Source organism: Streptomyces sp. P17, from assembly GCF_032436805.1.
Lineage (GTDB): Bacteria > Actinomycetota > Actinomycetes > Streptomycetales > Streptomycetaceae > Streptomyces.
On sequence record NZ_JAVRBF010000044.1, the window covers coordinates 52,584 to 78,162 of the forward strand.

The 25,579-nt window shown below is 70.1% G+C and carries 23 protein-coding genes and 1 pseudogene; 8 read left to right on the top strand and 16 right to left on the bottom strand.

Annotated elements, in window-relative coordinates; all coding sequences use genetic code 11:
• Nucleotides 1-5 precede the first annotated feature (5 nt).
• Nucleotides 6-1,244, top strand: coding sequence for a DUF2637 domain-containing protein (locus tag RMT89_RS26740; RefSeq protein ID WP_315886337.1), 1,239 nt, complete (start codon nucleotides 6-8; stop codon nucleotides 1,242-1,244).
• Between the two features lie 60 nt (nucleotides 1,245-1,304).
• Here RMT89_RS26740 and lysS read toward each other — a convergent pair whose 3' ends face one another.
• On the bottom strand, nucleotides 1,305-3,050 hold the full coding sequence (lysS, locus tag RMT89_RS26745; RefSeq protein WP_315886338.1) for a lysine--tRNA ligase: 1,746 nt from the start codon (nucleotides 3,048-3,050) through the stop codon (nucleotides 1,305-1,307).
• Between the two features lie 127 nt (nucleotides 3,051-3,177).
• Here lysS and argS point away from each other — a divergent pair, with 127 nt between their 5' ends.
• Nucleotides 3,178-4,932 carry an arginine--tRNA ligase gene (gene argS / locus RMT89_RS26750; RefSeq protein WP_315886339.1) on the top strand — a complete coding sequence of 585 codons (1,755 nt, stop codon included), beginning with the start codon at nucleotides 3,178-3,180 and terminating at the stop codon, nucleotides 4,930-4,932.
• A gap of 155 nt (nucleotides 4,933-5,087) precedes the next feature.
• Here the strand turns inward: argS and RMT89_RS26755 are convergent, their stop codons facing one another.
• Nucleotides 5,088-6,308, bottom strand: a complete 1,221-nt coding sequence (locus tag RMT89_RS26755; protein WP_315886340.1) for a PLP-dependent aminotransferase family protein — start codon at nucleotides 6,306-6,308, stop codon at nucleotides 5,088-5,090.
• A gap of 260 nt (nucleotides 6,309-6,568) precedes the next feature.
• Between RMT89_RS26755 and RMT89_RS26760 the strand changes: the two genes are divergently transcribed.
• Together RMT89_RS26760 and RMT89_RS26765 are read left to right on the top strand one after the other, a co-directional pair.
• Nucleotides 6,569-6,763 carry a hypothetical protein gene (locus tag RMT89_RS26760; RefSeq protein WP_315886341.1) on the top strand — a complete coding sequence of 65 codons (195 nt, stop codon included), beginning with the start codon at nucleotides 6,569-6,571 and terminating at the stop codon, nucleotides 6,761-6,763.
• Nucleotides 6,764-6,841: 78 nt separating this feature from the next.
• Nucleotides 6,842-7,096, top strand: a pseudogene (locus RMT89_RS26765) (DUF4232 domain-containing protein); the annotation flags it as partial.
• Here the strand turns inward: RMT89_RS26765 and hemB are convergent.
• Nucleotides 7,090-8,082, bottom strand: a complete 993-nt coding sequence (gene hemB / locus RMT89_RS26770; protein ID WP_315886342.1) for a porphobilinogen synthase — start codon at nucleotides 8,080-8,082, stop codon at nucleotides 7,090-7,092. The pseudogene RMT89_RS26765 and the gene hemB sit on opposite strands and share 7 nt — an antisense overlap.
• 179 nt (nucleotides 8,083-8,261) lie before the next feature.
• Between hemB and RMT89_RS26775 the strand changes: the two genes are divergently transcribed.
• Nucleotides 8,262-8,816, top strand: a complete 555-nt coding sequence (locus RMT89_RS26775) for an FAD-binding protein (protein ID WP_315886343.1) — start codon at nucleotides 8,262-8,264, stop codon at nucleotides 8,814-8,816.
• 63 nt (nucleotides 8,817-8,879) lie between these two features.
• On the opposite strand, the gene RMT89_RS26780 is transcribed toward RMT89_RS26775, so the two are convergent.
• From RMT89_RS26780 to RMT89_RS26800, 5 genes are all read right to left on the bottom strand, one after another.
• On the bottom strand, nucleotides 8,880-10,580 hold the full coding sequence (locus RMT89_RS26780; protein WP_315886344.1) for a uroporphyrinogen-III synthase: 1,701 nt from the start codon (nucleotides 10,578-10,580) through the stop codon (nucleotides 8,880-8,882).
• The gene (hemC, locus tag RMT89_RS26785) at nucleotides 10,577-11,536 is read right to left on the bottom strand and encodes a hydroxymethylbilane synthase (RefSeq protein WP_315886345.1); all 960 of its coding nucleotides are present in this window, start codon (nucleotides 11,534-11,536) and stop codon (nucleotides 10,577-10,579) included. The genes RMT89_RS26780 and hemC overlap by 4 nt, the downstream gene beginning before the upstream one ends.
• The gene (locus tag RMT89_RS26790; RefSeq protein WP_315886346.1) at nucleotides 11,533-13,224 is read right to left on the bottom strand and encodes a glutamyl-tRNA reductase; all 1,692 of its coding nucleotides are present in this window, start codon (nucleotides 13,222-13,224) and stop codon (nucleotides 11,533-11,535) included. The genes hemC and RMT89_RS26790 overlap by 4 nt, the downstream gene beginning before the upstream one ends.
• Nucleotides 13,221-13,967 (bottom strand): redox-sensing transcriptional repressor Rex, encoded by a 747-nt coding sequence (locus RMT89_RS26795; protein WP_315886347.1) that lies wholly within the window; start codon nucleotides 13,965-13,967, stop codon nucleotides 13,221-13,223. Before RMT89_RS26795 ends, RMT89_RS26790 begins: the two co-directional genes overlap by 4 nt.
• A gap of 235 nt (nucleotides 13,968-14,202) precedes the next feature.
• Complete coding sequence (locus RMT89_RS26800; RefSeq protein ID WP_315886348.1) at nucleotides 14,203-14,490, bottom strand: glutaredoxin family protein; 288 nt, start codon at nucleotides 14,488-14,490, stop codon at nucleotides 14,203-14,205.
• Between the two features lie 117 nt (nucleotides 14,491-14,607).
• On the opposite strand from RMT89_RS26800, the gene RMT89_RS26805 reads away from it, so the two are divergent.
• The 3 genes from RMT89_RS26805 to RMT89_RS26815 all read left to right on the top strand — a co-directional run bounded on the left by RMT89_RS26805 (nucleotide 14,608) and on the right by RMT89_RS26815 (nucleotide 18,293).
• Entirely contained in the window at nucleotides 14,608-15,534 is a 927-nt protein-coding gene (locus tag RMT89_RS26805; RefSeq protein WP_315886349.1) for an HAD-IB family hydrolase, read from the top strand.
• 519 nt (nucleotides 15,535-16,053) lie between these two features.
• Nucleotides 16,054-16,827 carry an ECF subfamily RNA polymerase sigma factor, BldN family gene (locus RMT89_RS26810; protein ID WP_315886350.1) on the top strand — a complete coding sequence of 258 codons (774 nt, stop codon included), beginning with the start codon at nucleotides 16,054-16,056 and terminating at the stop codon, nucleotides 16,825-16,827.
• Nucleotides 16,828-17,060: 233 nt separating this feature from the next.
• Nucleotides 17,061-18,293 carry a DUF5667 domain-containing protein gene (locus RMT89_RS26815; protein WP_315886351.1) on the top strand — a complete coding sequence of 411 codons (1,233 nt, stop codon included), beginning with the start codon at nucleotides 17,061-17,063 and terminating at the stop codon, nucleotides 18,291-18,293.
• 88 nt (nucleotides 18,294-18,381) lie between these two features.
• Here the strand turns inward: RMT89_RS26815 and RMT89_RS26820 are convergent, their stop codons facing one another.
• The 8 genes from RMT89_RS26820 to RMT89_RS26855 all read right to left on the bottom strand — a co-directional run bounded on the left by RMT89_RS26820 (nucleotide 18,382) and on the right by RMT89_RS26855 (nucleotide 25,442).
• Nucleotides 18,382-19,452 carry a lysophospholipid acyltransferase family protein gene (locus RMT89_RS26820; RefSeq protein WP_315886352.1) on the bottom strand — a complete coding sequence of 357 codons (1,071 nt, stop codon included), beginning with the start codon at nucleotides 19,450-19,452 and terminating at the stop codon, nucleotides 18,382-18,384.
• A gap of 14 nt (nucleotides 19,453-19,466) precedes the next feature.
• A complete protein-coding gene (locus RMT89_RS26825; protein WP_315886353.1) occupies nucleotides 19,467-20,528 on the bottom strand; it encodes an NAD-dependent epimerase/dehydratase family protein in 1,062 nt (353 codons plus the stop codon).
• Between the two features lie 287 nt (nucleotides 20,529-20,815).
• Nucleotides 20,816-20,914 (bottom strand): 30S ribosomal protein bS22, encoded by a 99-nt coding sequence (locus tag RMT89_RS26830; protein ID WP_003948845.1) that lies wholly within the window; start codon nucleotides 20,912-20,914, stop codon nucleotides 20,816-20,818.
• Nucleotides 20,915-21,070: 156 nt separating this feature from the next.
• Nucleotides 21,071-21,283 (bottom strand): helix-turn-helix domain-containing protein, encoded by a 213-nt coding sequence (locus RMT89_RS26835; RefSeq protein ID WP_004984898.1) that lies wholly within the window; start codon nucleotides 21,281-21,283, stop codon nucleotides 21,071-21,073.
• 129 nt (nucleotides 21,284-21,412) lie between these two features.
• Nucleotides 21,413-22,228, bottom strand: a complete 816-nt coding sequence (locus RMT89_RS26840; protein ID WP_315886354.1) for a phosphatase — start codon at nucleotides 22,226-22,228, stop codon at nucleotides 21,413-21,415.
• 140 nt (nucleotides 22,229-22,368) lie between these two features.
• Nucleotides 22,369-23,544, bottom strand: coding sequence for an acetoin utilization protein AcuC (locus RMT89_RS26845; RefSeq protein ID WP_315886355.1), 1,176 nt, complete (start codon nucleotides 23,542-23,544; stop codon nucleotides 22,369-22,371).
• Nucleotides 23,495-24,727: an MFS transporter gene (locus tag RMT89_RS26850; RefSeq protein ID WP_315886356.1), complete on the bottom strand. Its 1,233-nt coding sequence runs from the start codon at nucleotides 24,725-24,727 to the stop codon at nucleotides 23,495-23,497. The genes RMT89_RS26845 and RMT89_RS26850 overlap by 50 nt, the downstream gene beginning before the upstream one ends.
• A gap of 70 nt (nucleotides 24,728-24,797) precedes the next feature.
• The gene (locus RMT89_RS26855) at nucleotides 24,798-25,442 is read right to left on the bottom strand and encodes an HAD family hydrolase (RefSeq protein WP_315886357.1); all 645 of its coding nucleotides are present in this window, start codon (nucleotides 25,440-25,442) and stop codon (nucleotides 24,798-24,800) included.
• Between the last annotated feature and the right edge of the window lie 137 nt (nucleotides 25,443-25,579).

Genomic DNA, 25,579 nt, shown 5'->3' on the forward strand with positions numbered 1-25,579 from the left:
TACGGGTGGCCGCGCCAATACAGCTGACCCGGATGCACCGCGTTCTCATCGGCGTGGTCGTGTTCGGCGCCGTGATCATCGCCGGCATCGGCTTCGCGGGGTCCTACGCCGCCGTCCGCGAACTGGCCCTCAAGAAGGGCTTCGGGAACTTCTCGTACGTCTTCCCGATCGGCATCGACGCGGGCATCTGCGTCCTGCTCGCCCTGGACCTGCTTCTGACGTGGATCCGCATCCCGTTCCCGCTGCTGCGCCAGACGGCCTGGCTGCTGACGGCGGCCACCATCGCCTTCAACGGCGCGGCGGCCTGGCCGGACCCGTTGGGCGTCGGCATGCACTCGGTGATCCCGATCCTGTTCGTGGTCGCGGTGGAAGCCGCCCGGCACGCGGTCGGCCGTATCGCGGACATCACGGCCGACAAGCACATGGAGGGCGTACGTCTGACCCGCTGGCTCCTGAGCCCGGTCCCGACGTTCCTGCTGTGGCGCCGCATGAAGCTCTGGGAGCTCCGCTCCTACGAGCAGGTCATCAAGCTGGAGCAGGAACGCCTGGTCTACCAGGCCCGCCTGCGCTCCCGCTTCGGCCGGGCCTGGCGCCGCAAGGCCCCGGTGGAGTCCCTGATGCCTCTGCGCCTGGCGAGGTACGGGGTGCCGCTGGCGGAGACGGCCCCGGCGGGGCTGGCGGCGGCGGGCATAGAACCGGCGCTGCTGCCGCCTGCGCCCCGGCCGGAGCCGGCTACGGCCGGCCGGGCTGACGCGGCGGCGGTGCCTGCCCGCGAGCAGCGTCCCGAGCTGCCCGGCGACCCGCACCCCGAGTACTTCGACTACGAACCCGAGCCGGAAGAAAGCCCTTGGCTGCACGCCAGGCACCCGGAACAGATCGAGTACCACGGCGGCTACGACCCCACGTACGACCCGGGCTTCGACGAGTGGCACCAGGAAGAACCCCCCGCCCCGGAACCCTCCATGGAGGAAACCGGCAGCTTCCCCATCCCGGTGGCCCCCGGCCGCACCCGCGAGCTCGGCGAGGGCGGCGGCACCCCACCCGTCGAGCCGGACGAGGACGCCTACTACCAGGTCTTCCGTGAGTCGATAAAGAGCGGCAACGGAGCCCCCACTCCCCGCGGCTTCATGGCCGACGTAGAGGCGACGTACGGCGTCAGGCTCCCGGAGGCGGAGGCCAAGCGCATGGTGAACCGTTTCTCGAACCGCCTCAACGCGGAACTGGCGGACGAGCACATCGCGTAAGCCCGCGAAGCGAGCCCATGAAAAAGGGGCCCTCCACCGAGGGCCCCTTTCCCGTGCCGCTTACTCCCCGAGCAGCGCCCGCACCCGCTCCTGCCCCACGGCCAGCAGCAGCGTAGGCAGCCGGGGCCCGGTGTCCCGCCCGACGAGCAGGTGGTACAGCAGCGCGAAGAACGTCCGCTGAGCGGTCTTGATCTCCGGCGGCAGCTCCTTGGGCGTGGCGTCGGCCGAGAACCCGGCCTGCACCTTGGGGACGCCGTAGACGAGATGCGTCAGCCCGTCGAGCGACCAGTGCGAGGCCAGCCCGTCGAGCAGCAGCCGCAGCGACTGCTGGGACGCCTCGTCAAGAGACTTCAGCAGCTCGGCATCGGGCTCGGACCGCACGATGGTCCGCTGGTCGGCGGGCACATGCGTGTTGATCCACGCCTCGGCCTTGTCGTACCGCGGCCGGACCTCGTCCAGCGACCCGAGCGGGTTCGAGGGGTCCAGCTCTGACAGGATCCGCAGCGCCTGGTCCTCGTGCCCGGCGGTGATGTCGGCGACGGACGCGAGCGTCCGGTACGGCATCGGCCGGGCCGTACGAGCCAGCTCCCCGCCCGCGGTGCGCACCGCACGCGCGTGCGCGGCGACGTCCGCCGGCAGGGCCGACCCGTCGGCGACCCTGGCGTCGAGCTTGTCCCACTCGTCGTACAGCCGCTGGATCTCCTGGTCGAAGGCGATCTTGAAGGACTGGTTGGGCCGGCGGCGGGCGTACAGCCAGCGCAGCAGCTGCGGCTCCATGATCTGGAGGGCGTCCGCGGGCGTGGGCACGCCACCGCGCGAGGACGACATCTTCGCCATCCCGGAGATGCCGACAAAGGCGTACATCGGCCCGATGGGCTGCTTGCCGCCGAAGATCCCGACGATCTGCCCGCCGACCTGGAAGGAGGAGCCCGGGGAGGAGTGGTCGACACCGCTCGGCTCGAACACGACACCCTCGTAGGCCCAGCGCATGGGCCAGTCGACCTTCCAGACCAGCTTGCCGCGGTTGAACTCGCTCAGCCGCACGGTCTCGGCGAAGCCGCACTCGTTGCAGGTGTACGACAGCTCGGTGGTCTCTTCCTCGTAGGAGATGACCGTGGTCAGGTCCTTCTCGCAGTTGCCGCAGTACGGCTTGTACGGGAAGTACCCGGCCGCGCCCAGGGAACCGTCGTCCTCGCTCGCCGCCCCCGATCCCTCGGCGGCCTCCAGCTCGGCCTCGTCGAGGGGCTTCTGCTGCTGCTTCTTCGCCGGGGCCTTCTTGGTCCGGTACTGGTCGAGGATCGCGTCGATGTCCCCGCGGTGCTTCATGGCGTGCAGGATCTGCTCGCGGTACACCCCGGAGGTGTACTGCGCGGTCTGGCTGATCCCGTCGAACTCCACGCCCAGCTCGGCCAGCGAGTCGATCATCGCGGCCTTGAAGTGCTCGGCCCAGTTCGGGTACGCGGACCCCTTCGGCGCCGGCACCGAGGTGAGCGGCTTGCCGATGTGCTCCTTCCAGGCCTCCTCGTCGACCCCGGCGATGCCCTTGGGCACCTTGCGGTAGCGGTCGTAGTCGTCCCAGGAGATCAGGTGCCGGACCTGATACCCACGCCGCCGGATCTCGTCGGCGACCAGGTGGGGCGTCATGACCTCGCGGAGGTTGCCCAGGTGGATGGGGCCGGAGGGAGAGAGTCCGGACGCGACGACGACCGGTTTGCCCGGGGCCCGACGCTCCGACTCCTCGATGACCTCATCCGCGAAACGGGAGACCCAGTCGGTGGTCTCGGTGCTCTGAGCCACGATCGGCACGTCCTTCTTTCTGAACGGGTGAGGCTCCATTGTCACAGACCTGCGTGCGGCCGGAAAAACGGCTTTACCCCCCATGGGATACTGAGCGTGTCTATCGATCCCCACGAGGAGAACGGCACCCACTCCTATGGCTCCGGTCACGTCCCTCAGCGACTCCGTCGAACAGCGGCTCACCGCCGCGATCTCCGCCGCTCTGCCGGAGACCTCCGCGGACCCCCTGCTGCGACGCAGTGACCGGGCCGACTTCCAGGCGAACGGTGTCCTCGCGCTGGCCAAGCAGGCGAAGGCGAACCCCCGGGAGCTGGCGACGCAGGTCGTCGGCAACATCGTCACCGGTGATGTGATCAAGGACGTCGAGGTCTCGGGCCCCGGCTTCCTCAACATCACGATCACCGACAAGGCGATCATCGGGAACCTCGCGGAGCGGTACGCCGACAGCGACCGCCTCGGCGTGGCGCCGAAGGACAACCCCGGCGTCACCGTCATCGACTACGCCCAGCCGAACGTCGCCAAGGAAATGCACGTCGGCCACCTCCGCTCCGCGGTGATCGGCGACGCCCTGCGCGGCATGCTCGACTTCACCGGCGAGAAGACGATCGGCCGGCACCACATCGGCGACTGGGGCACCCAGTTCGGCATGCTCATCCAGTACCTGATCGAGAACCCGGGCGAGCTGGCCCCGCCGTCCGAGGTCGACGGCGAGCAGGCGATGAGCAACCTGAACCGGGTCTACAAGGCCTCGCGCGCGGTCTTCGACTCGGACGACGAGTTCAAGGAGCGGGCGCGGAAGCGGGTCGTCGCCCTGCAGTCCGGCGACAAGGAGACCCTGGACCTGTGGCAGCAGTTCGTGGACGAGTCGAAGGTCTACTTCTACTCGGTCTTCGAGAAGCTGGACATGGAGGTCCGGGACGACGAGATCGTCGGCGAGTCGGCGTACAACGACCTGATGCCGGAGACGGCGCGGCTGCTGGAGGAGTCCGGCGTCGCCGTGCGCTCCGAGGGCGCGCTGGTGGTGTTCTTCGACGAGATCCGCGGCAAGGACGACCAGCCGGTGCCGCTGATCGTGCAGAAGGCGGACGGCGGCTTCGGCTACGCGGCGAGCGACCTCTCCGCGATCCGGAACCGTGTCTTCGACCTGCACGCGACGACACTGCTCTACGTCGTGGACGTACGCCAGTCCCTGCACTTCAAGATGGTGTTCGAGACGGCCCGCCGGGCGGGCTGGCTCACCGAGCACGTCACCGCGCACAACATGGGCTACGGCACCGTGCTCGGCGCGGACGGCAAGCCGTTCAAGACCCGTGAGGGCGAGACGGTGAAGCTGGAGGACCTCCTCGACGAGGCCGTACAGCGCGCCGCCGAGGTCGTACGGGAGAAGGCGCAGGACCTCACCGAGGACGAGATCCAGGAGCGGGCCGCGCAGGTCGGCATCGGCGCGGTGAAGTACGCGGATCTGTCGACGTCGCCGAACCGGGACTACAAGTTCGACCTGGACCAGATGGTGTCGCTCAACGGTGACACGTCCGTCTACCTCCAATATGCGTACGCGCGTATCCAGTCGATTCTGCGCAAGGCCGGCGAGACCAGGCCGGCCGCGCACCCGGAGCTCGGACTCGCCCCGGCGGAGCGGGCCCTGGGCCTGCACCTGGACGCGTTCGGCGACACGGTCTTCGAGGCGGCGGCGGAGTACGCCCCGCACAAGCTGGCGGCGTACCTGTACCAGCTGGCGTCGCTGTACACGTCGTTCTACGACAAGTGCCCGGTGCTGAAGGCCGAGACGCCCGAGCAGGTGGAGAACCGTCTGCTGCTGTGCGACCTCACGGCCCGCACTCTCCACCAGGGCATGGCCCTGCTGGGCATCCGGACCCCCGAGCGCCTCTGAGCATCGCGTACCGCGGCCCGTCCTCTCCCCCGCGGGAGGACGGGCCGCGGCGTCCCGGGCGCCGGCTCGGCAGCCGATGGAGTTGAAGTCCCAGAACGCGGCGTTGGTCTTCGCGCCGGCGACGCCGTCGACCACCAGCCCGTAGTCGAAGATGTTCAGGTAGCGCTGCAGCGCAGCCCCCGGCCCAGTCGCCGCAGCCCCTCCGCGATCCGCTCCGGTGTCTCCGTCACGAAGCACAGCCGCAGGGTCGAGCGGTCGGGCTCGCCGGCGTAGAAGGGCGCGCCGGGGACGTAGGCGACATCGTGCCGCACGGCCTTCGGCAGCAGTGCGGTCGTGTCGTACGCCTCGGGCAGCCGGGCCCAGAGGAACATGCCGCCCTCGGGACGGTTCCAGGTCGAGCCCGGCGGGAGCGCGTCGGCCAGGCCCGCGAGCATGGCGTCGCGCCGCTCGCCGTAGACGCGCGCGACGCGGGCCACATGGGCGTCCAGGTCCCGGTCCGCGAGGTAGCGGGCGGCGGCGAGCTGGTTGACGGTCGGGGTGTGCAGGTCGGCGGCCTGCTTGGCGACGGCGCAGGCGCGGCGCAGCTCGGCCGGGGCGCGCAGCCAGCCGAGCCGCAGGCCCGGTGCCATGACCTTGGAGAAGGAGCCGAGCAGCACGGTACGGTCCTCGGCGCCCGGGTGGGCGGCGATCCACGGCACGCGCTCGCCCTCGAAGCGCAGTTCGCCGTACGGGTCGTCCTCGACGATCCACAGTCCGTGCCGGGCGGCGGCGGAGGCGACGGCGGCCCGGCGGGCGGCGGGCATGGTGCGGCCGGTGGGGTTCTGGAAGGTGGGGACGGTGTAGAGGAGCTTCGGGCGCTCCCGGACCACCAGCTCCTCCAGTGCCGCGGGGTCGACGCCGTCCTCGTCGCCCGGTACGGCCACGACCCGCGCGCCGGTGCAGCCGAAGGCCTGAAGTGCCGCCAGATAGCAGGGGCTTTCGACCAGCACGGTGTCGCCGGGTTCCAGCAGCGCGGTGGCGAGCAGGGACAGCGCCTGCTGCGATCCGGTGGTGACGAGGACGTCGTCGGCGTCGGTGGCGAGCCGCCGCACGGACATCCGCGCGGCGAGCGCGGCCCGCAGCTCCGGCTCGCCCTCGGTCGTGGAGTACTGGAGCGCCTGCGCGGGCCGCTCGGCGAGCACCGCCCGGTAGGCCGCCGCGATCCCCTCGGCGTCGAACAGCTCCGGTGCCGGCAGCCCGCCCGCGAAGTTGATCACCTCGGGCCGCGCGGTGACGGCCAGGATGTCCCGTACCGGCGACCCCCCGACGGACCGGGCCCGCGAGGCGAGCGGCGGAAGGGGCGCGGAACGGAACGGCGCGGGCTCGACGACGGTCACGGGACGGCTCCTCGAAGGCGATACGGCTACTGCCCGCACCCTAGGGAACTAAGTGGCGCCTACAAGCAGCTTTCCGCGATACGGACGGCCGCTCTCCACGTTGGGCGTCCCGTCCCGTGCCCGCGAGGCCGGGAGTCGTTGCAGGTCAGCGGCGATTCCAGGCGTCCCACGTCCCGAATCCGCGGATGGGCCTGGCACCGAGGGCCGGTCACCGAGCAGGCTGAAGCCGTCCCCGGAACCCCCACCGAAAGGGCCCGCCCATGTCCGCACGCCGCCCCGCCGCCCGGCTCCTCGCCGCCCTTCTGCTCATGGGCGCGCTGCTGGGCACGCTCACCGGCTGCGAGGACGGCGAGGGCCTGCGCGACGAGGGCCCGTCGACGAGCGTCCAGCAGGACCGCCAGGACCCTTCGCCGCCGGCCGGAACCCACTTCCCGCCGCCGAGCGGGAACTCGTAGGCGGGACGGCCGTTGTTGCCGCTCGTACGGAACGGCTTGCCGCCGTCGTCGATGACGAGCGTCCCGGCCGATGCCGGCAGCAAACCGCAGGCCGTGCCGACCCTCGGCCCGGGCGCCTCCGGCTACGCGGGCGTCCTGCTCAGCGCGGCCGACGGCAGCGGCGAGGGCGGTACGACCGGCAAGCAGCTGACGGTCGCGTTCCAGGGCAGGACCCCGAACAGCTCGGGCGGCGCCTCCGCGACTCCGGCACTGCCGGCGAAGGGCCTGTACTACGACAGCACGCTGTCGGTGACGTACTGGCAGTCGGAGGCGGAGGACGCCCTGAGCTACTGAATCTTCTGGGCGGCCTCGGTGGCCCAGTACGTGAGGATGTTCCGCGCGCCCGCCCGCTTGATCCCGGTGAGCGTCTCCAGAATGGCTCGATCACGATCGATCCAGCCCTTCTCGGCGGCGGCCTCGACCATGGAGTACTCGCCGGAGATCTGGTAGGCGGCGACGGGCACGTCCACGGCATCCGCGACCCGCGCGAGGATGTCGAGATAGGGCCCGGCAGGCTTGACCATCACCATGTCGGCGCCCTCCTCCAGATCGAGCGCCAACTCCCGCATGGCCTCCCGGACGTTGGCGGGGTCCTGCTGGTACGTCTTCCGATCCCCCCGAAGGGAAGAGGCGACGGCTTCCCGGAAAGGCCCGTAGAAGGCGGAGGCGTACTTGGCGGTGTAGGCGAGGATGGCGACGTCCTCCCGCCCGATCTGGTCGAGGGCGTCACGGATGACCCCGACCTGCCCGTCCATCATCCCGCTGGGCCCGACGACATGGGCGCCGGCGTCGGCCTGGACCTGTGCCATCTCGGCGTACCGCTCAAGGGTGGCGTCATTGTCGACGCGCCCCTGATCGTCAAGCACCCCGCAGTGCCCATGATCGACGGTCTCGTCGAGACACAGATCGGACATCACCAGAAGCTCATCGCCGACCTCGGCACGCACGTCCCGGATGGCGACCTGCAGAATCCCGTCAGGGTCGGTTCCAGGAGTCCCCAGGGCGTCCTTCTTGCCCTCCTCGGGCACCCCGAACAGCATGATCCCGGAAACCCCGGCGGCAACGGCCTCAGCGGCGGCCTTCTTCAGGCTGTCCCGAGTGTGCTGCACGACGCCAGGCATGGCGGCAATGGGAACAGGCTCGCTGATCCCCTCCCGCACAAACGCGGGAAGAATCAAGTCGGCCGGGTGCAACCGGGTCTCGGCAACCATCCGCCGCATGACAGCAGTACCCCGCAACCGCCGGGGCCGAGTCCCCGGAAATGATCCATACGTCGTCATAACCCCAACGCTACGCCCGCCCCAGGCCCCCCGATGCCGACGCCGTGTCGGCCCACGCAGCCGCGGCGACCTGCACACCCCACCCCCACAAGCCATCCTGGAGGTACACGCAACCCCCGGACCCCGACGGCCGCCCCCGACCGCCGCCGTCCCTCCGTACGGCCCCGACGGAGGACCACATGACCGCCCCCCACCCCACCCCCGGCCTCTTCGCCCTCTCAGAGATCCAGGGCCCAGTCCTACGCCCCGGCGACCCCGGCTACGCCGACGAGGTCACCGGCTTCAACCTCGCCGCCCTCCACACCCCGGACGTGGTCATAGGCGCCACCAGCCCCCACGACATGGTCACCGCCCTCCGCTGGGCCTCGGCCACCCACACCCCCGTCGCCGTCCAGGCCACCGGCCACGGCGCCAACTTCCCGATCGACCACGGCCTGCTCATCAACACCACCCGCATGACAGACGTGACGGTGACCCCGGAAACCCGCACCGCGAACATAGGAGTCCTGGCCGCCCCACCGGCAGCGGAAGCGATCGAGCAGGCGACAAGTTCCCTGCACAACGCCATGGCCCCCTACGGCACGGGCCACACCATGGTCAACATCCACGGCACCCCGGGCAACGCCGAGGACAGGGCCCGAGCCTGGACCCCAGAGGTCCTCACCCGCCTACGCCAGGCGAAGAAGACGTACGACCCGGACAACCTGCTGCGCTACGGCCACACCGTCACGTAGCCGACTGCGGACATGCCGCTGGGGCGGCACGCCATACTCTGCCGCCCCAGCCGACCGTCACCCTCAGGTCGTCGTACGACGCCTCCGCGCCCCCGGCCGCCGCTCGCTCGGCCGAGTGACCGCGTCCCCGGCCTCCACCGCAGCGGCCCTGCGCTTCGCACCGAAGTCCGCCAGCGCCTCGGTCAGCTTGTGCACGGACGGCTCCGGAGCCATCACATCCACCCGCAGCCCGTGCTCCTCGGCGGTCTTCGCGGTGGCCGGACCGATACAGGCGATCACCGTCACGTTGTGCGGCTTCCCGGCGATACCCACCAGGTTCCGCACGGTGGAGGACGACGTGAAGAGAACGGCGTCGAAGCCACCCCCCTTGATCGCCTCCCGGGTCTCCGCCGGCGGCGGCGACGCCCGCACGGTCCGGTAGGCCGTGACGTCGTCCACCTCCCACCCGAGCTCGATCAGCCCGGCGACCAGCGTCTCGGTGGCGATATCGGCCCGCGGCAGGAACACCCGGTCGATCGGGTCGAACACGGGGTCGTACGGCGGCCAGTCCTCCAACAGCCCGGCGGCCGACTGCTCCCCCGACGGCACCAGATCCGGCTTCACACCGAAGGCGATCAGCGCCTTGGCCGTCTGCTCCCCCACCGCCGCGACCTTGATCCCGGCGAAGGCACGGGCGTCGAGCCCGTACTCCTCGAACTTCTCCCGCACGGCCTTGACCGCGTTCACCGAGGTGAAGGCGATCCACTCGTAGCGGCCCGTCACGAGCCCCTTGACCGCGCGCTCCATCTGCTGGGGCGTCCGCGGCGGCTCGACGGCGATGGTCGGCACCTCGTGCGGCACGGCCCCGTACGACCGAAGCTGGTCGGAGAGCGAAGCCGCCTGCTCCTTCGTGCGCGGCACGAGCACCCGCCACCCGAAGAGCGGCTTGGACTCGAACCACGACAACTGCTCACGCTGAGCGGCGGCGGAGCGCTCACCGACCACGGCTATCACCGGCCGCCCGCCCTCGGGCGACGGCAGCACCTTGGCCTGCTTCAGCGTCTGCGCGATGGTGCCGAGGGTGGCGGTCCAGGTCCGCTGGCGCGTGGTCGTACCGGCGACGGTGACCGTCATCGGCGTATCGGGCTTGCGCCCGGCGGCGACCAGCTCACCGGCGGCGGCGGCCACGGAGTCGAGAGTCGTCGACACGACGACCGTGCCGTCCGAGGCCCCCACCTCCGTCCAGCACCGGTCGGAAGCCGTCCGCGCGTCCACGAACCGCACGTCCGCGCCCTGCGCGTCCCGCAGCGGAACACCGGCGTACGCGGGGACACCGACCGCGGCCGCGACACCGGGGACGACCTCGAAGGGCACCCCCGCCGCGGCGCACGCCAGCATCTCCTCGGCGGCGTACGCGTCGAGTCCGGGGTCCCCGGACACCGCACGCACGACCCGCTTGCCGCCGCGCGCGGCCTCCATGACAAGATGTGCGGCATCCCGCACAGCGGGTGCCCCAGCGGTTGTTGACGCGCCGTCAACAACCGTCAGTTGAGGCGTGCCTGTGCCCGGACCCGGGTCCGGGGAAGGATCCGTGTCCACTACGGCGACGCCCGGCCTGGCGTGCACCCGGACGACGTCGAGCACCTCGGGCTCGGCGACAAGAACGTCCGCGTTCGCCAGCGCCTCGACGGCGCGCAGAGTCAGTAGTCCCGGATCCCCGGGTCCGGCACCAAGGAAGGTGACGTGACCGTGTTCCAGGCCGGCGGGAAGGGTGGTGGGGCTCACTGTGCTCGCTCCCCCATCAGACCGGCCGCGCCCTGGGCAAGCATCTCGGCGGCGAGTTCGCGACCGAGCGCCAGCGCATGGTCGTGCGTCTCGGGCACGGGACCGGTGGTGGACAGCTGCACCGTACGAGTGCCGTCGGTCGTGCCGACGACGCCCCGCAGGCGCATTTCCTTGACAATCTGCCCGTCGGCCAGCAGGTCGGCCAGCGCGCCCACAGGGGCGGAGCAGCCGGCCTCCAGGGCGGCGAGCAGTGACCGCTCGGCGGTGACGGCGGCCCGCGTGAACGGGTCGTCGAGCTCACCGAGCGCGGCGATCAGGTCCGCGTTGTCCGCGGTGCACTCGATCGCCAGGGCCCCCTGGCCGGGGGCGGGCAAAACCGTGTCGACCGACAGGAAGTCGGTCACCTCGTCGATCCGGCCGATGCGGTTCAGTCCGGCGGCGGCGAGCACGACGGCGTCCAGCTCACCGTCCCGTACGTATCCGATCCGGGTGTCGACATTGCCCCGGATCGGGACCGTCTCGATGTCCAGTCCGTGGCCGCGCGCGTACGCGTTCAGCTGCGCCATGCGGCGCGGCGAACCCGTACCGATGCGCGCCCCGCGCGGCAGGTCGGTGAACTTCAGCGCGTCCCGGGCGACGATCACGTCCCGCGGGTCCTCGCGCTGCGGGATGGCGGCCAGCGCCAGCTCGTCGGGCTGCCCGGTCGGCAGGTCCTTCAGGGAGTGCACCGCGAAGTCGACCTCACCCTTGAGCAGCGCCTCGCGCAGCGCGGTGACGAAGACGCCGGTGCCGCCGATCTGGGCGAGCGCCTCGCGGGAGACATCGCCGTACGTGGTGATCTCGACGAGCTCCACGGGCCGTCCCGTCACCTGGCTCACGGCGTCCGCCACCTGCCCGGACTGGGCCATGGCGAGCCTGCTCCGCCGGGTCCCGAGCCTCAGTGCCTTGTCTTTCATGCCGGCCCTCGGTCCTTCTCGGTGCTGTCCTCGGCCCGGGAGACGGCGGCCACCGTCTCCGGGTCGAGGTCGAACAGGGTCCGCAGCGCGTCCGCGTACCCGGCACCGCCGGGTTCGGCGGCGAGCTGCTTGACCCGTACGGTCGGCGCGTGCAGGAGCTTGTCCACGACGCGCTTCACGGTCTGGGTGATCTCGCTGCGGTGCTTGTCGTCGAGCCCCGGCAGCCGCCCTTCGAGCCGGGCGATCTCCCCGGCGACGACATCCGCGGCCATGGTGCGCAGCGCGACCACGGTCGGCGTGATGTGCGCGGCCCTGAGCGCCGCCCCGAAGGCGGCGACCTCGTCGGAGACGATACGGCGCACCAGGTCGACGTCGGCCGCCATCGGCGCGTCCGCCGAAGCCTCGGCCAGCGACTCGATATCGACGAGCCGCACCCCGGGCACCCGGTGCACCGCCGCGTCGATGTCCCGCGGCATCGCGAGATCGAGCAGCGACAGCACGGGCTCGGGCCGCGGAGCCACGACGACGGCCTCGGGCCTACGACGCTCGGGGATCCGTCCGACGGTGGCCGCGGCGGCCGCGAGCGCGGCGATGGCCTCGGCCTCGTCGGGACCGCTCTGGACACGCGGGCTGCCGTTGTCCACCCAGGCCGCGTGCTGCTCCAGCTCGGCGGCACCCATCCCGGCGACGGCGGCTTCCCCGAACACGGAGAATCCGGCGGTGGCCTGCACGGTGGGCAGGTCGAGGGGGCAGTTGTCATCGGCCGCGGAGCCTGCGGGCAGTCGTGCCGCTGGGGCGGCGCCCGCTGCCACAGCAGGCGGCACCTCGTCAGCGCCGGGTTGCGCGACCACCCCACGGCCCCGCAGCGCCGCCGCGATGGTCTCAGCCGCCAGCACCAGCCCCGTAGCCCCGGTGCAGGACACCGCGACATCGGCACGTGTCAGTTCATCCGGCACCGCGTCCATGGAAACAGCGCGCGCCAGCCCGGCCGTACCGTCGTTCAAGATCTCGGCGAGCCGCTCGGCCCGGTCAGCCGTGCGGTTCGCGATCACGACCTCGGCGACCCCGGCCCGCGCCAGCGTCGCCGCGGCCAGCGAGGACATCGACCCGGCGCCGATGACGAGCGCCCTCTTCCCGCGCGCCCAGTCCTGCACCGCCGTACCACGGGAAAGCTGCTCCAGGCCGAAGGTGACCAGCGACTGCCCGGCCCGGTCGATACCGGTCTCGGAGTGGGCGCGCTTGCCGACCCGCAGGGCCTGCTGGAACAGATCGTTCAGCAGCCGCCCCGCGGTGTGCAGGTCCTGCGCCCGGGCCAGGGAGTCCTTGATCTGCCCGAGGATCTGCCCCTCACCGACGACCATCGAGTCCAGACCGCAGGCCACCGAGAACAGATGGTGGACGGCCCGGTCCTCGTAGTGCACGTAGAGGTAGGGAGTCAGCTCGTCGAGTCCGACCCCACTGTGCTGGGCGAGCAGCGTGGACAGCTCGGCGACGCCGGCGTGGAACTTGTCCACGTCGGCGTACAGCTCGATGCGGTTGCAGGTGGCGAGCACCGCTGCCTCGGTGGCCGGCTCGGCGGCGACCGTGTCCTGGAGCAGCTTGACCTGGGCGTCCCCGCTCAGCGCGGCCCGCTCCAGCACGCTGACCGGAGCACTGCGGTGGCTCAGCCCGACGACGAGAAGACTCATGCCGGCATCACGGCGGGTACGTCCCCGTCTGGCCCTGTGTCGCCGGACTCGCCGCGGACGGCGTCGGCCGCCGCGGCTTCCTCGCCGGCCTTGCGCTGCTCGTGGAAGGCGAGGATCTGCAACTCGATGGAGAGGTCGACCTTGCGCACGTCGACCCCGTCGGGGACGGTCAGCACGGTCGGCGCGAAGTTCAGGATGGACGTGACCCCGGCCGCGACCAGCCGGTCGCACACCTGCTGGGCGGCACCGGCGGGGGTGGCGATGACGCCGATGGACACGCCGTTGTTTTCGATGATCTTTTCCAGGTCATCGGTGTGCTGGACGGGGATCCCGGCGACGGGCTTTCCGGCCATCGCGGGATCGGCGTCGATCAGCGCCGCGACCCGGAATCCGCGCGAGGCGAACCCGCCGTAGTTGGCCAGCGCGGCGCCGAGGTTACCGATACCTACGATCACAACCGGCCAGTCCTGGGTCAGCCCCAGTTCGCGGGAGATCTGGTACACGAGATACTCGACGTCGTAACCCACGCCACGCGTCCCGTAGGAGCCCAGGTACGAGAAGTCCTTGCGCAGCTTGGCGGAGTTGACCCCCGCCGCGGCGGCGAGTTCCTCGGAGGAGACCGTGGGTACCGAGCGTTCCGACAGTGCGGTCAGCGCGCGGAGGTACAGCGGAAGCCGGGCGACGGTGGCCTCGGGAATCCCTCGGCTACGGGTCGCCGGTCGGTGAGTTCGGCCAGTTGCCACGGTGCTCCTGCGGGTAGAGCGGGGCTGCAGGCGGTCACACGTACCCAGACCGCCCCGTCGACAGCAGGCTATGTCTTTGTGAACGCGTGCACAAAGATGGTGTCCGATTTGCCCGGCCAACGTGACCGGGGTCACGCGCGTCGCTCTCGGAGGCAAAACCGCACACTTCCCTCATCAATCCCGCCCCCAAGACCAAGTCGCCATCGATCCTAAGCGACCGGCCGGGACAGTTGGACTACTCAGTCAGTGCCTTGCGGAGGCGATCCTCGTTCACGCGCCAGAAGGTGTGCTGTTCACCGTCGACGAGTACGACGGGGATCTGCTCCCAGTACTGGTCGTGGAGTTGGGGGTCCTGGGAGATGTCCTTCTGCTCCCAGGGGACCCCGAGTTCCCCGCAGACCTTCTCGATGACGATCTGTGCGTCATCACACAAGTGACACCCCGGCTTGCGGATCAGGGTGACAAGCCGCTCCGCGGGAGCCGTGACCTGCCTTCGGCGAAAGATGGGACTCATGTCGGCCATTCTCGCGCGGCCGGCAGCGTCCCGGGATCGTCTCTTTAACGCCACGGTCGCGGAGAGTTCACAGCCCGCCAACCTCTCGACTCCGGAAGCACCGAACAGAATGGCTATGCTCACGCCATGGCCGCTCTCGGATGGCTCACTCCCCGTAGGCGCTCCGCCACGGCGCGGAGCGTGTTGGCAGGCGAGGCCTCGGCGGAGGCTGCGCGCAAGTCGGTCCCCGGATCCGTGCCGGAGCCGGTGTCCGAGGAGGAACCGGATTTCCCGGTGCTCGGGGACGACAAGGCGGCGGCCTTCTTCGACCTGGACAACACCGTGATGCAGGGTGCCGCGCTGTTCCACTTCGGGCGGGGCCTGTACAAGCGGAAGTTCTTCGAGACCCGCGAGCTGGCCCGGTTCGCCTGGCAGCAGGCGTGGTTCCGGCTGGCGGGGGTCGAGGACCCGGAACACATGCAGGACGCGCGGGACTCGGCGCTGTCGATCGTGAAGGGCCACCGGGTCTCCGAGCTGATGTCGATCGGCGAGGAGATCTACGACGAGTACATGGCGGAGCGGATCTGGCCGGGGACGCGGGCGCTGGCGCAGGCGCACCTGGACGCGGGGCAGAAGGTGTGGCTGGTGACGGCGGCCCCGGTGGAGATCGCGCAGGTGATCGCGCGCAGGCTGGGCCTGACGGGGGCACTGGGCACGGTCGCGGAGTCGGTGGACGGTGTCTACACGGGCAAGCTGGTGGGCGAGCCACTGCACGGCCCGGCAAAGGCGGAGGCGGTACGGGCGTTGGCGACGGCAGAGGGCCTCGACCTGAACCGCTGCGCGGCCTACAGCGACAGCCACAACGACATCCCGATGCTCTCCCTGGTGGGCCACCCCTACGCGATCAACCCGGACACCAAGCTCCGCAAGCACGCCCGCGACCTGGACTGGCGCCTGCGCGACTACCGCACGGGCCGCAAGGCGGCGAAGGTCGGCATCCCGGCCGCGGCAGGCGTCGGCGCGGTGGCCGGCGGCACGGCGGCCGCGATCGCAATCTCCCGTCGCCGCCGGTAACGATGCCTGCGGCGGTCCGCGCGGCCCGGCGGGAGTGCGCGTAGCGCCCAGGCTGGGGTGGTGAGTCGGGGCCGCGCCGGGGGGGCCGCATCCACCACCACGCGTAGCCGCTGGCAGTCGTGCCGCTGGGCGGCACCCGCCTCAGCCCCCCGGCCGACCGAACCGCGCTCACCCGCGCCCACCTCTGATCACCAACAACCCGCGCCCACCGAACACGGCCAATCCCCAGGCCGCACCGCCACAACGCCCTGTCCAGTCCCCTTGGCTGCACACGGCCACAACACGCCCCGGCCCCGACCGGAATACGACCCATTCTGATCAACAACCGGTCACTGTGCGGCACTTGAACCACCGTCATTCGGTTACAGAAGCGACGCAATCGATGATTTGAGCAACTGGGTGTAGCAGCGCCTGTACGAAGCGTTATTCTCCTCAGACGCAAACCGGTACCCCTCCGTCGCTACGACGGGTGAACGGTCCCGCACTGCACGTGATGGAAGCTCTGCCTCTGGGAGTCCCGTGTACCCACACGTCGGGGTTGACGCCTCGGGCCTGGCTACGCTGCGCGCAACGGTCCAAGACCTGTTGCGCGGCTTCGTCCCCACCGCGTACGCCGTCCCCACCCTCGCCGTAGCCGCCGCCCCCGTCGGCCCGTGCTACGCGCTCGCCGACGGCAGCGCCGCCGTCGGCAGACGGGGTCGCTCGACCGGCGCCACCACCGCCCGGCGTCCGGCCGCTGACAGCGACAGCGCCCGGATGATGGATCTCGTGGAGCGGGCGCAGGCCGGCGAGGCCGACGCCTTCGGACGGCTCTACGACCAATACAGCGACACGGTCTATCGGTACATCTATTACCGGGTGGGGGGGAAGGCCACCGCCGAGGACCTCACCAGTGAGACCTTTCTGCGGGCGCTCCGGCGCATCGGCACCTTCACCTGGCAGGGACGGGACTTCGGGGCCTGGCTGGTCACCATCGCCCGCAATCTCGTCGCCGACCACTTCAAGTCCAGCCGTTTCCGGCTGGAAGTGACCACCGGCGAGATGCTCGACGCCAACGAAGTCGAGCGGTCCCCCGAGGACTCGGTGCTGGAGTCGCTGTCCAACGCCGCCCTGCTCGACGCCGTCCGACGGCTCAATCCACAGCAGCAGGAGTGCGTCACGCTCCGCTTCCTCCAGGGGCTCTCCGTCGCCGAGACCGCCCGCGTCATGGGCAAGAACGAGGGCGCCATCAAGACCCTTCAGTACCGCGCCGTACGCACCCTCGCCCGGCTCCTGCCGGACGACGCCCGCTGATCGCATACGCCCGGTGATACTCAACTCGCTTTCGGTGAAAGTCCGTTGACTCCCCGATCCGATCATCCGCCGTCCGTAACCCAAGTGCCGCGACGCTCGTTGTGCGGGATGCAGGCTCCCTGTGGTCACCACCCGGCCGCCTCCGATCACCCGATCGTGTGGATGTGGTCAGGTCGTGCAACCCTCAGGACCCCCTGGGGAGTCGACCGTCATGACGAGAGGAGGTGCCGCCAGTGATCGCGAACGTATCGGCGCACCGGCGGGCCAACGCCTTCGCCCAGGCCCTGGAGGAGTCCGACCGGGGCACGGCGGCCGAGCAGTCCGAAGGACCGGCACCGGCCCCGGCTGCTGCGGAACAGACCGAGCAGGGCCGCCTGTTGGCCTTCGCGTCCGGTCTCGGCGAGCTGCCCAAGCCAGAGATGGACCCCGAGGTCAAAGTCGTCCAGCGGGCCCAGCTCGTGGCCGCGATGGAGGCCATGCTGCTGGAGGGCGCGGCAGGCGGGGCGGATCCCGCGGTACCCGAGCAGCGCTCCCACCGGGCCCGGGGCGCGCACCGGGCGAGTCCGCTGGGCAAGCTGCGCCCGCGTTCCCGGCTCACCAAGGGCCTCGCCGCGGGCGGCCTCAGCGTCGGCGTGGCCGCCGGAGCCTTCGGCGGGGTCGCCGCAGCCAGCGGTGACGCCCTGCCCGGCGACTCGCTCTACGGCCTCAAGCGCGGCATCGAGGACTTCAAGCGCGGCCTCACCGACGGCGACAGCGAGCGCGGCCAGGTCTTCCTCGACCAGGCCTCCACGCGGCTGAGCGAGGCCCGCCGGCTGATGGAGCGCGACCGCGGCGGCCCCCTCGACCACGAATCCCTGGGCGAGATCCGCCGCGCCCTGTCCGGGATGCAGCATGACGCCGCCGAGGGCCACCGTCTGCTCTCCGCGGCCTACCAGGCCGATCCGGACTCCCTCGGCCCCATCCAGGCGCTGGACACCTTCTCCCGCTCGAACCGCGAAGCCTGGGGCGCCCTGCGCGACCGGCTCCCCGTCCAGCTCGGCGACGTCGGTGAGCAGGTGTCGTCGGTCTTCGACGCCATAGACGAAGAAGTGGCCCCGCTGCAGTCCCTGCTGCCCGAGCCTCCCGCCCGGGGCGGTGGCTCCGGCCAGCGGCAGGACGGCTCCGGCGCGGCCTCCACCGGCTCCTCCGGTACGGCCCGCTCGACCGCCCCCAGCAGCGGCAACAGCGCCTCCGACGGCCGCCGGACCGGCAGCGGCAGCCCCAGCAGGTCCGCGGGCGGCTCCGAGGAGGAGGACGGTCTGCTCGGCGGCAGCACCGGCGGCCTGCTCGACCCGCCGAAGGGCAGCACGGGCAGTACGACTCCGTCGACCAGCAACACGCCGGTCCCGGAGCCGGATGTGACCCTCCCGCCGCTGCTCCCGGGCCTGCTCCCCGGGCTCGGCATCGACGGCGAGGACGCGGACTAGGCGGTACGCGGATCGGGGGCGCCCTTCTCGGAAGGGCGCCCCCGTCGCCGTATAAACGTTTCTTCTGCCCGGCAAGGCCTGCGATGTCTTAGAAGAAGACCGACCTGCGCTGCACCAGCAGCTTGTACAGGGTGTGCTGGATCTGTTCCCTGACCTGGTCCGTCAGGTTGAACATCAGCATCGGGTCCTCGGCCGCCTCCGGCGGATAGCCGTCCGTGCGGATCGGCTCGCCGAACTGGATCGTCCACTTCGTCGGCAGCGGGATCGCGCCCAGCGGGCCGAGCCAGGGGAAGGTCGGGGTCAGCGGGAAGTACGGGAAGCCGAGGACTCGGGCGAGCGTCTTGGCGTTGCCGATCATCGGGTAGATCTCCTCCGCGCCCACGATCGAGCACGGGATGATCGGGGCGCCCTGGCGCAGCGCGGTGGAGACGAAGCCGCCGCGGCCGAAGCGCTGGAGCTTGTAGCGCTCGCTGAAGGGCTTGCCGATGCCCTTGAAGCCCTCCGGCATCACCCCGACCAGCTCGCCCTGGCCCAGGAGGCGTTCGGCGTCCTCCGCGCAGGCCAGGGTGTGGCCGAGCTTGCGGGCGAGCTCGTTGACCACCGGCAGCATGAAGACCAGGTCCGCGGCGAGCAGCCGTAGATGACGCCCCGCCGGGTGGTTGTCGTGGACGGCGACCTGCATCATCAGGCCGTCCAGCGGCAGCGTGCCGGAGTGGTTGGCGACGATCAGGGCGCCGCCGTCGGCCGGGATGTTCTCCACGCCCTTCACCTCGACCCGGAAGTACTTCTCGTACACCGGGCGCAGCAGCGACATCAGGACCTGGTCGGTCAGCTCCTCGTCATAGCCGAAGTCGTCGACCTCGTAGTCCCCGGTGAGGCGGCGGCGCAGAAAGGACAGGCCGCCGGCGATGCGCCGCTCCAGGCCGCCGCCGTCCTGCGGCTCCCGCTTCTCTTGAGTCACCGGGACATCATCCTGCGAGGCAGCCGGGTCGGGCAGGGGCTGGACCTCCCGGACCTCACGGACCTCACGGACCTCACGCACCAGCGCGGGCTCAGCGCTCTTGCGCCGGCTCCCGGCGCTCCGGCGCCGCGGCGGCCGCTGTACGGCGCCCGCACGGGACCGGTCGTCGTCGAACGGAATGACCTTGGCATCCGCCATCGTTGATGCGCTCCTCAGTTGGCGCTCTGCGTCTGGGGGTGGCCGCTGCCCGGGAGGGACAGCGCGGCGATCCGGTCGACGGCCCCCGCGAGGGCCTCCGGCGGGAGCAGTCCGGGTCCGCGGCTGCGCGCGAAGTCCGCGAAGGTCTCCGCGGTCGTGTACTTCGGCTGGAATCCGAGGGTCTCACGCATCTGGTCCGTCGCCACGACCCGGCCGTGGGTGAGCAGCCGGATCTGTTCGGGCGAGAAGTCCGTCATACCAAGGGTACGCACCAGCGAGCCGGCCCAGGTGACGGCGGGCAGCAGCAGGGGCACGGTGGGCCGGCCGAGCCGGCGCGAACACTGCGACAGCAGCAGGACCCCGTCGCCGGCGATATTGAAGGTGCCGCTGTTGAGGGTGCCGCGCTGCGGTTCGTGCGAGGCGATCCGCAGCACCTCGATCACATCGTCCTCGTGCACGAACTGCAGCCGCGGGTCGTAGCCGAAGACGGTCGGCAGCACGGGCAGCGAGAAGTACGCGGCGAGCGGCGAGTCCGCGGTCGGCCCGAGGATGTTGGCGAACCGCAGCACACACACGGCGACGTCCGGCCGCCGTCGCGCGAAGCCGCGCACATACCCCTCGACCTCGACGGTGTCCTTGGCGAACCCGCCGCTGGGCAGGGACTTCGGCGGAGTGGTCTCGGTGAAGACGGCCGGATCCCGAGGCGCGGACCCGTACACGTTCGTACTGGACTTCACCACGAGCCGCTTCACGGTCGGGGACTTCTGGCAGGCCCCGAGCAGCTGCATGGTGCCGATGACGTTGGTCTCCTTGACCGTGGCCCGGCTGCCACTGCCGAGCGCCGTGCCCGTCACATCCATGTGTACGACCGTGTCGGCGGCCGTCTCGGCCAGGACCCGCGCGATGGTGGGGTGCCGGATGTCGGCCTGGATGAAGTCCGCGCCGCCCAGATGGTGCTCGGGCGGAACCGCGTCCACGGCGACGACCCGGTCCACCTGTGGGTCACGCTGGATCCGTCGTACGAACCGGCCCCCAAGTTGACGGGCCACTCCGGTCACGAGCACGACCTTGCCCAAGATCAGCGCCTTCCTTCCAGGAATCGTCCAGACCCGATGTACCGCTGCTCGTCACCCTGCCGGGTTCCCCGTGTGCGGCCAACTTAGCGGGTCGATGTTGCGCTGTGATGACCACCCAATGCACGAAGTGACGACATCCACAGACGTACGAACAGACCAAGCCATGTCAGTGTCCAGACATACGCACGGAGTCCGGCCCACCACACACCTGGGCTGCGAACGCGCGCGGCCCCCCACCTGATCCGGTGGGGGGCCACACTCACGCTCTCGCGGCTCGCGTCGCGAACTTACTTCTTGTTGCGACGCTGAACGCGCGTGCGCTTGAGCAGCTTGCGGTGCTTCTTCTTGGCCATCCGCTTGCGCCGCTTCTTGATAACAGAGCCCACGACTACCCTCGCTCACTTCTCATCACTCGGTGTTTGGGCGCCATGGGCCCACACGACCTACGAGGGGCTAGCCTACCCGCCCGAGCGCTGAGGTCGTAATCGAGGTGGCCGGGGAGATCCGCTGGTGCCCTGAGGATCCCCCGGCACCCGTTGCCGTCAGGCGGTTTCCACCCCCACATAGCTCTCGCGGAGGTACTCGTGTACCGCTTGCTCGGGGACGCGGAAGGACCGCCCCACCCGGATCGCGGGCAGATGACCGCTGTGCACCAGCCGGTACACGGTCATCTTCGACACTCGCATCACCGAGGCGACTTCCGCCACGGTAAGGAACTGAACCTCGTTCAGAGGCCTCTCGCCAGCTGCAGCCATGACACACCTGAACCTTCCGCACTCGACGGCCACCGGCTTCCCCTTCCGGTGACTCTTCGTCGTTGCGTGCTCACTCCCCAATGTAGGGGCGGGTGATGCGAGTGGGGAAGAGGTGCACCCATCGGCGGCCTACTGTGACAGACACGCTCGATTGAGTACGTAGCGGGTAAGCGGCCGGTAGTAATCAGACCGCACAGCGTCATCAAGTGGAACGACGACGGACACGGCCCCCTCGGCCTCCCCCACGAAGAGCGCGGGATCATCGGTATCGGCGAGCCCAATGGCCTCAAACCCCAGCTGACCTGCTCCGCAGACCCACCCGTGATCCCCGATGACAAGCTCCGGCAGGGGCCCGCCGGCCTCGGCGGCCGCGGCGAGCGCGGTACGAACCGGGAGGGGCGAGTGAGTGTGTGCGCCGGTCTCACAACCGGAGCTCGGACGGCCCGGTTCTCGCACGAGCGCGACTCCTCGTACGTAGTCAAGGTTGTACGTGCGTAGACCGAACCGGGTCGTTATGTCGACACAGCGACCCTGCGCCGGTGTGAGTACGGCACATCCAGCCGCCGAGAGGGCGTCCGCCAAGGCGACGTAGAAACCGAGCAGTCGATGCGGATGTCCGGTACCGATCAGCACGGGCCCGCTGCGCTGAGCGACGTCGCCGATCCGCGCGGCGAAGGCGTCAAGTCCCGCCAGTGTCCGCCCAGGATCGATCACATCATGCCCGTCAACGCGCAACGGATCACCCGAAACCCCGCATTTATCGGCCATGAGCGCAACCAATTCCCGCTGCCCCCAGGCGCCCTGAGGATCGATCCCGATCAACACCCGAGGATCCCGAGCCGCAAACAGCCGATAACTCCGCAAACTCTCCTCCCGAGAGGTCGCCACAACCCCAGCCAGCCGAGCGGCAACAAGATGAGCCCGCAGAGCCCCGATGGACAACACGGGAGCGATGCTGACGGACGGGAGGCGAGGGGGCGGGGGGAATGGGGGAAGTGCGCACGGTTGGCGTAACGGGGGCTGCTTTCAGCCCGCCCGGCATGTGAGGACGAGGATGGGCGGCCAGGGACGGCGGGGCGAAAGCCCTATGGCAGCAGCCCCCGCAGCGGAAACACCGCCCGCCGAGCCGCCAGCACCGCCTGGTCCAACCGATCCGCAGGGTCGTACCCCGCCTCCCACGTCCCCCACGCCACGGGCCACCGCCCGTCAGTCATCCGCATCGGCGCCAACTGCCGCGTACGAGCGAACACTTCCTGCCGCCACCCCTCAGGAATCGAAGCCTCCGGAGCAATCTCCCGCCCCGCAGCGATCCCCACCAGATGCGTCCAGGACCGCGGCACCACATCCACCACGGCGTACCCCCCACCCCCGAGCGCCACCCACCGCCCATCGGCATACTCATGCGCCAAGGAATGACAGGCGACCTGCACAGCCCGCTGCGCATCCAACGACACCGCCAAATGCGCCAACGGATCCTCGAAGTGCGTATCCGCCCCATGCTGCGTGACCAACACCTGCGGCCGAAACTCGGCAACCAACTCCGGCACCACAGCATGAAACGCCCGCAACCACCCCGCGTCCCCGGTCCCCGCCGGCAACGCCACATTCACCGCCGACCCTTCCGCCTCCCCCGCCGCCCCGGTCTCCTCAGGCCACCCGGTCTGTGGAAACAGCGTCCGCGGATGCTCATGCAGGGAGATCGTCAGAACCCGCGGATCCTCCCAGAACGCCGCCTGCACACCATCCCCGTGATGCACGTCCACATCCACATACGCGACCCGCTCGGCACCCAGCTCCAACAGCCGCGCGACAGCCAGCGACGCATCGTTGTAGATGCAGAACCCCGACGCGCCCCCGGGCATCGCATGATGCAACCCCCCCGCGAAGTTCACCGCATGCAGCGCCTCCCCCCGCCACACAGCCTCCGCAGCCCCCACCGACTGCCCGGCGATCAGGGCGGAGACCTCATGCATCCCGGCGAACGCGGGATCATCCAGCGTCCCAAGGCCGTACGACCCATCCGCCGCCCCCGGATCCACCGACGCCGCCTTCACGGCCTCGATGTAGTCCTCCCGGTGCACAAGCCGCAGCGTCGACTCCCCCGCGGCCTTCGCCGCGACCACATCCACGTCCCGATCGAGCCCGAAGGCCTCGACAAGTCGCCGGGTCAGCGCGAGCCGGAGCGGATCCATCGGATGGTCCGGACCGAAGTCATATCCCGTTACTGCCTCGTCCCACATCAGCTGTGCGCGGCCGCTCATGCCCGCCACCGTATCGGTCCGGTTGAGCATCGAACGATCGGGCATACACCAGCGTCACCAGCACCAACACCATCGGCACCAGCATCGCCCCGCGATAACTCCACGCATCGCCCAAGGCCCCCACCAACGGCGAACCGATCAAAAACCCCACGTAGTTGAACACATTCAGCCGAGCAACAGCCGCATCGGACGCTCCCGGAAACAGCCGCCCCGCCGCGGCAAAGGTCTGCGGCACCAGCACACACAACCCCAGCCCCAGCAAGGTGAACCCGAGCATCCCCGCCCAGGCCCCAGGCGCCCCGGCCACGACGGCAAACCCGCCCGCGGCGACCACCGTCCCGCCCCGCACCACAGCCACGGCCCCGAACCGCCGCACCCCGAAGTCCCCGATAGTCCGCCCCAACAACGTGGTCACCATGTAGACGGCGTACGGCACAGTCGCCAACTGCTCACTGCTCCCCAGCACGTCCTGCAGATACTTCGCACTCCAGTTGGAGACCGTGGAATCCCCGATGTACGCGAAGGTCATCACCAGACACAACGGCAACAGCACCTTGAACCCGACGCCCCCGGCCGCCCCCGGCTCCCGCACCGGCTCCCGCACCGGCTCCGGCTCCGGCGCCACCTCCCCGTCGACGTACCACCGACTCCCCACCAGCGCGGCCGGCAGCAGCACCACAACAACCGGCAGATAGGACACGAACAGCGCGAGGTCCCAGCGTGCCCCCACCCACGCCAGCGAGGCCCCCAGGATCCCGCCCAGGCTGTACGCCGCGTGAAAACTGAGCATGATGCTGCGCCCGTACGACCGCTGCAGACTCACCCCGAGCATGTTCATCGAGGCGTCCAGCGCCCCCACGGCCAGCCCGAACGCCCCGAGCGCCACCCCCAGCTCGACCATCCGGTCCCCCGCGGCCACGCCCAGCAGCGCCAGGAACACCACCGGCTGGGACCACCGCAGCACCCGGCTCGGCGGCACCCGCTTCACCAACCGCTCGGTCCCCACACTCCCGACCCCGGCCAGGACCGGCACGGCGGCGAGAAAGGCCGGCAACAGCGCGTCGGAGACCCCGTAGCGGTCCTGAATGGCCGGGATCCGGGTCACCAGCAGAGCGAAGGCGACGCCCTGGGCGAAGAAGCTGAACGCCAGCGAGGCCCTGCCGCGCCGCAGCACATCAGTCATGGCGGCGAGCGTAGGGCCCCGGCGTACTCGTGGGTAGATCCAGCCAAAGATGAATTTCCCTCAGCTTTGGTCAGACCAGCAGACCCACCAACTCGCCCATGTCACCGAAGAGTCCAGTGGCACCCTCCAGCCGCGAGGCCGGCGTCATGGCCGTGAACCCATAGACGTCCATCCCGGCCGCAACGGCCGCCCGCACCCCCAGCGGACTGTCCTCCACGACAACACACCGCTCCGGCGCGACCCCCATCCTTTCGGCCGCGTACAGGAACAGATCCGGCGCCGGCTTCCCCCGCCCGACATCCTGCGAACTGAAGATCCGCCCGTCCTCGAACCACCGAGTCAGCCCGGTCGTCCGATGCCCCACCCGGATCCGCTCATGACTCCCGGACGAGGCCACGCAGTACGGCACCCCATCCGCGGCAAGCTTCTCCAGCACCTCCACGGCCCCGTCGACAGGCTTCAACTCCCGCTCGAAGGCGGCGAACACCCGCGTATGAAAGACATCATCGAAGTCCACCGGCAACCGCTGCCCGGTCCGCTCCTCGACAAGATCGTGTATGCGGTGCATGGCGGCGCCCATGTAGTCGCGCAGGGAGTCCTCGTAGGAGGTCGGGTGCCCCACCTCGGTGAGATAGGTGGCGAGCAGCCGGTTGGAGATGGGCTCACTGTCGACGAGCACACCGTCGTTGTCGAAGATGACAAGGTCATAGCGCATGACAAAGAGCCTAAACGCAGAAAACCCCGCACCGGGAAAGGTGCGGGGTTTTCCCTAAAAATTGTTCGGCGGCGTCCTACTCTCCCACAGGGTCCCCCCTGCAGTACCATCGGCGCTGTAAGGCTTAGCTTCCGGGT

What these genes read in the sequence shown, in the direction of transcription:
- argS (WP_315886339.1), top strand. Translation starts at nt 3,178, where the DNA reads ATGGCTCCGGTCACGTCCCTCAGCGACTCCGTCGAACAGCGGCTCACC.
- RMT89_RS26760 (WP_315886341.1), top strand. Translation starts at nt 6,569, where the DNA reads ATGTCCGCACGCCGCCCCGCCGCCCGGCTCCTCGCCGCCCTTCTGCTC.
- hemB (WP_315886342.1), bottom strand. Translation starts at nt 8,082, where the DNA reads ATGACGACGTATGGATCATTTCCGGGGACTCGGCCCCGGCGGTTGCGG.
- RMT89_RS26775 (WP_315886343.1), top strand. Translation starts at nt 8,262, where the DNA reads ATGACCGCCCCCCACCCCACCCCCGGCCTCTTCGCCCTCTCAGAGATC.
- hemC (WP_315886345.1), bottom strand. Translation starts at nt 11,536, where the DNA reads ATGAAAGACAAGGCACTGAGGCTCGGGACCCGGCGGAGCAGGCTCGCC.
- RMT89_RS26790 (WP_315886346.1), bottom strand. Translation starts at nt 13,224, where the DNA reads ATGAGTCTTCTCGTCGTCGGGCTGAGCCACCGCAGTGCTCCGGTCAGC.
- RMT89_RS26800 (WP_315886348.1), bottom strand. Translation starts at nt 14,490, where the DNA reads ATGGCCGACATGAGTCCCATCTTTCGCCGAAGGCAGGTCACGGCTCCC.
- RMT89_RS26805 (WP_315886349.1), top strand. Translation starts at nt 14,608, where the DNA reads ATGGCCGCTCTCGGATGGCTCACTCCCCGTAGGCGCTCCGCCACGGCG.
- RMT89_RS26820 (WP_315886352.1), bottom strand. Translation starts at nt 19,452, where the DNA reads ATGGCGGATGCCAAGGTCATTCCGTTCGACGACGACCGGTCCCGTGCG.
- RMT89_RS26835 (WP_004984898.1), bottom strand. Translation starts at nt 21,283, where the DNA reads ATGGCTGCAGCTGGCGAGAGGCCTCTGAACGAGGTTCAGTTCCTTACC.
- RMT89_RS26845 (WP_315886355.1), bottom strand. Translation starts at nt 23,544, where the DNA reads ATGAGCGGCCGCGCACAGCTGATGTGGGACGAGGCAGTAACGGGATAT.
- RMT89_RS26850 (WP_315886356.1), bottom strand. Translation starts at nt 24,727, where the DNA reads ATGACTGATGTGCTGCGGCGCGGCAGGGCCTCGCTGGCGTTCAGCTTC.
- RMT89_RS26855 (WP_315886357.1), bottom strand. Translation starts at nt 25,442, where the DNA reads ATGCGCTATGACCTTGTCATCTTCGACAACGACGGTGTGCTCGTCGAC.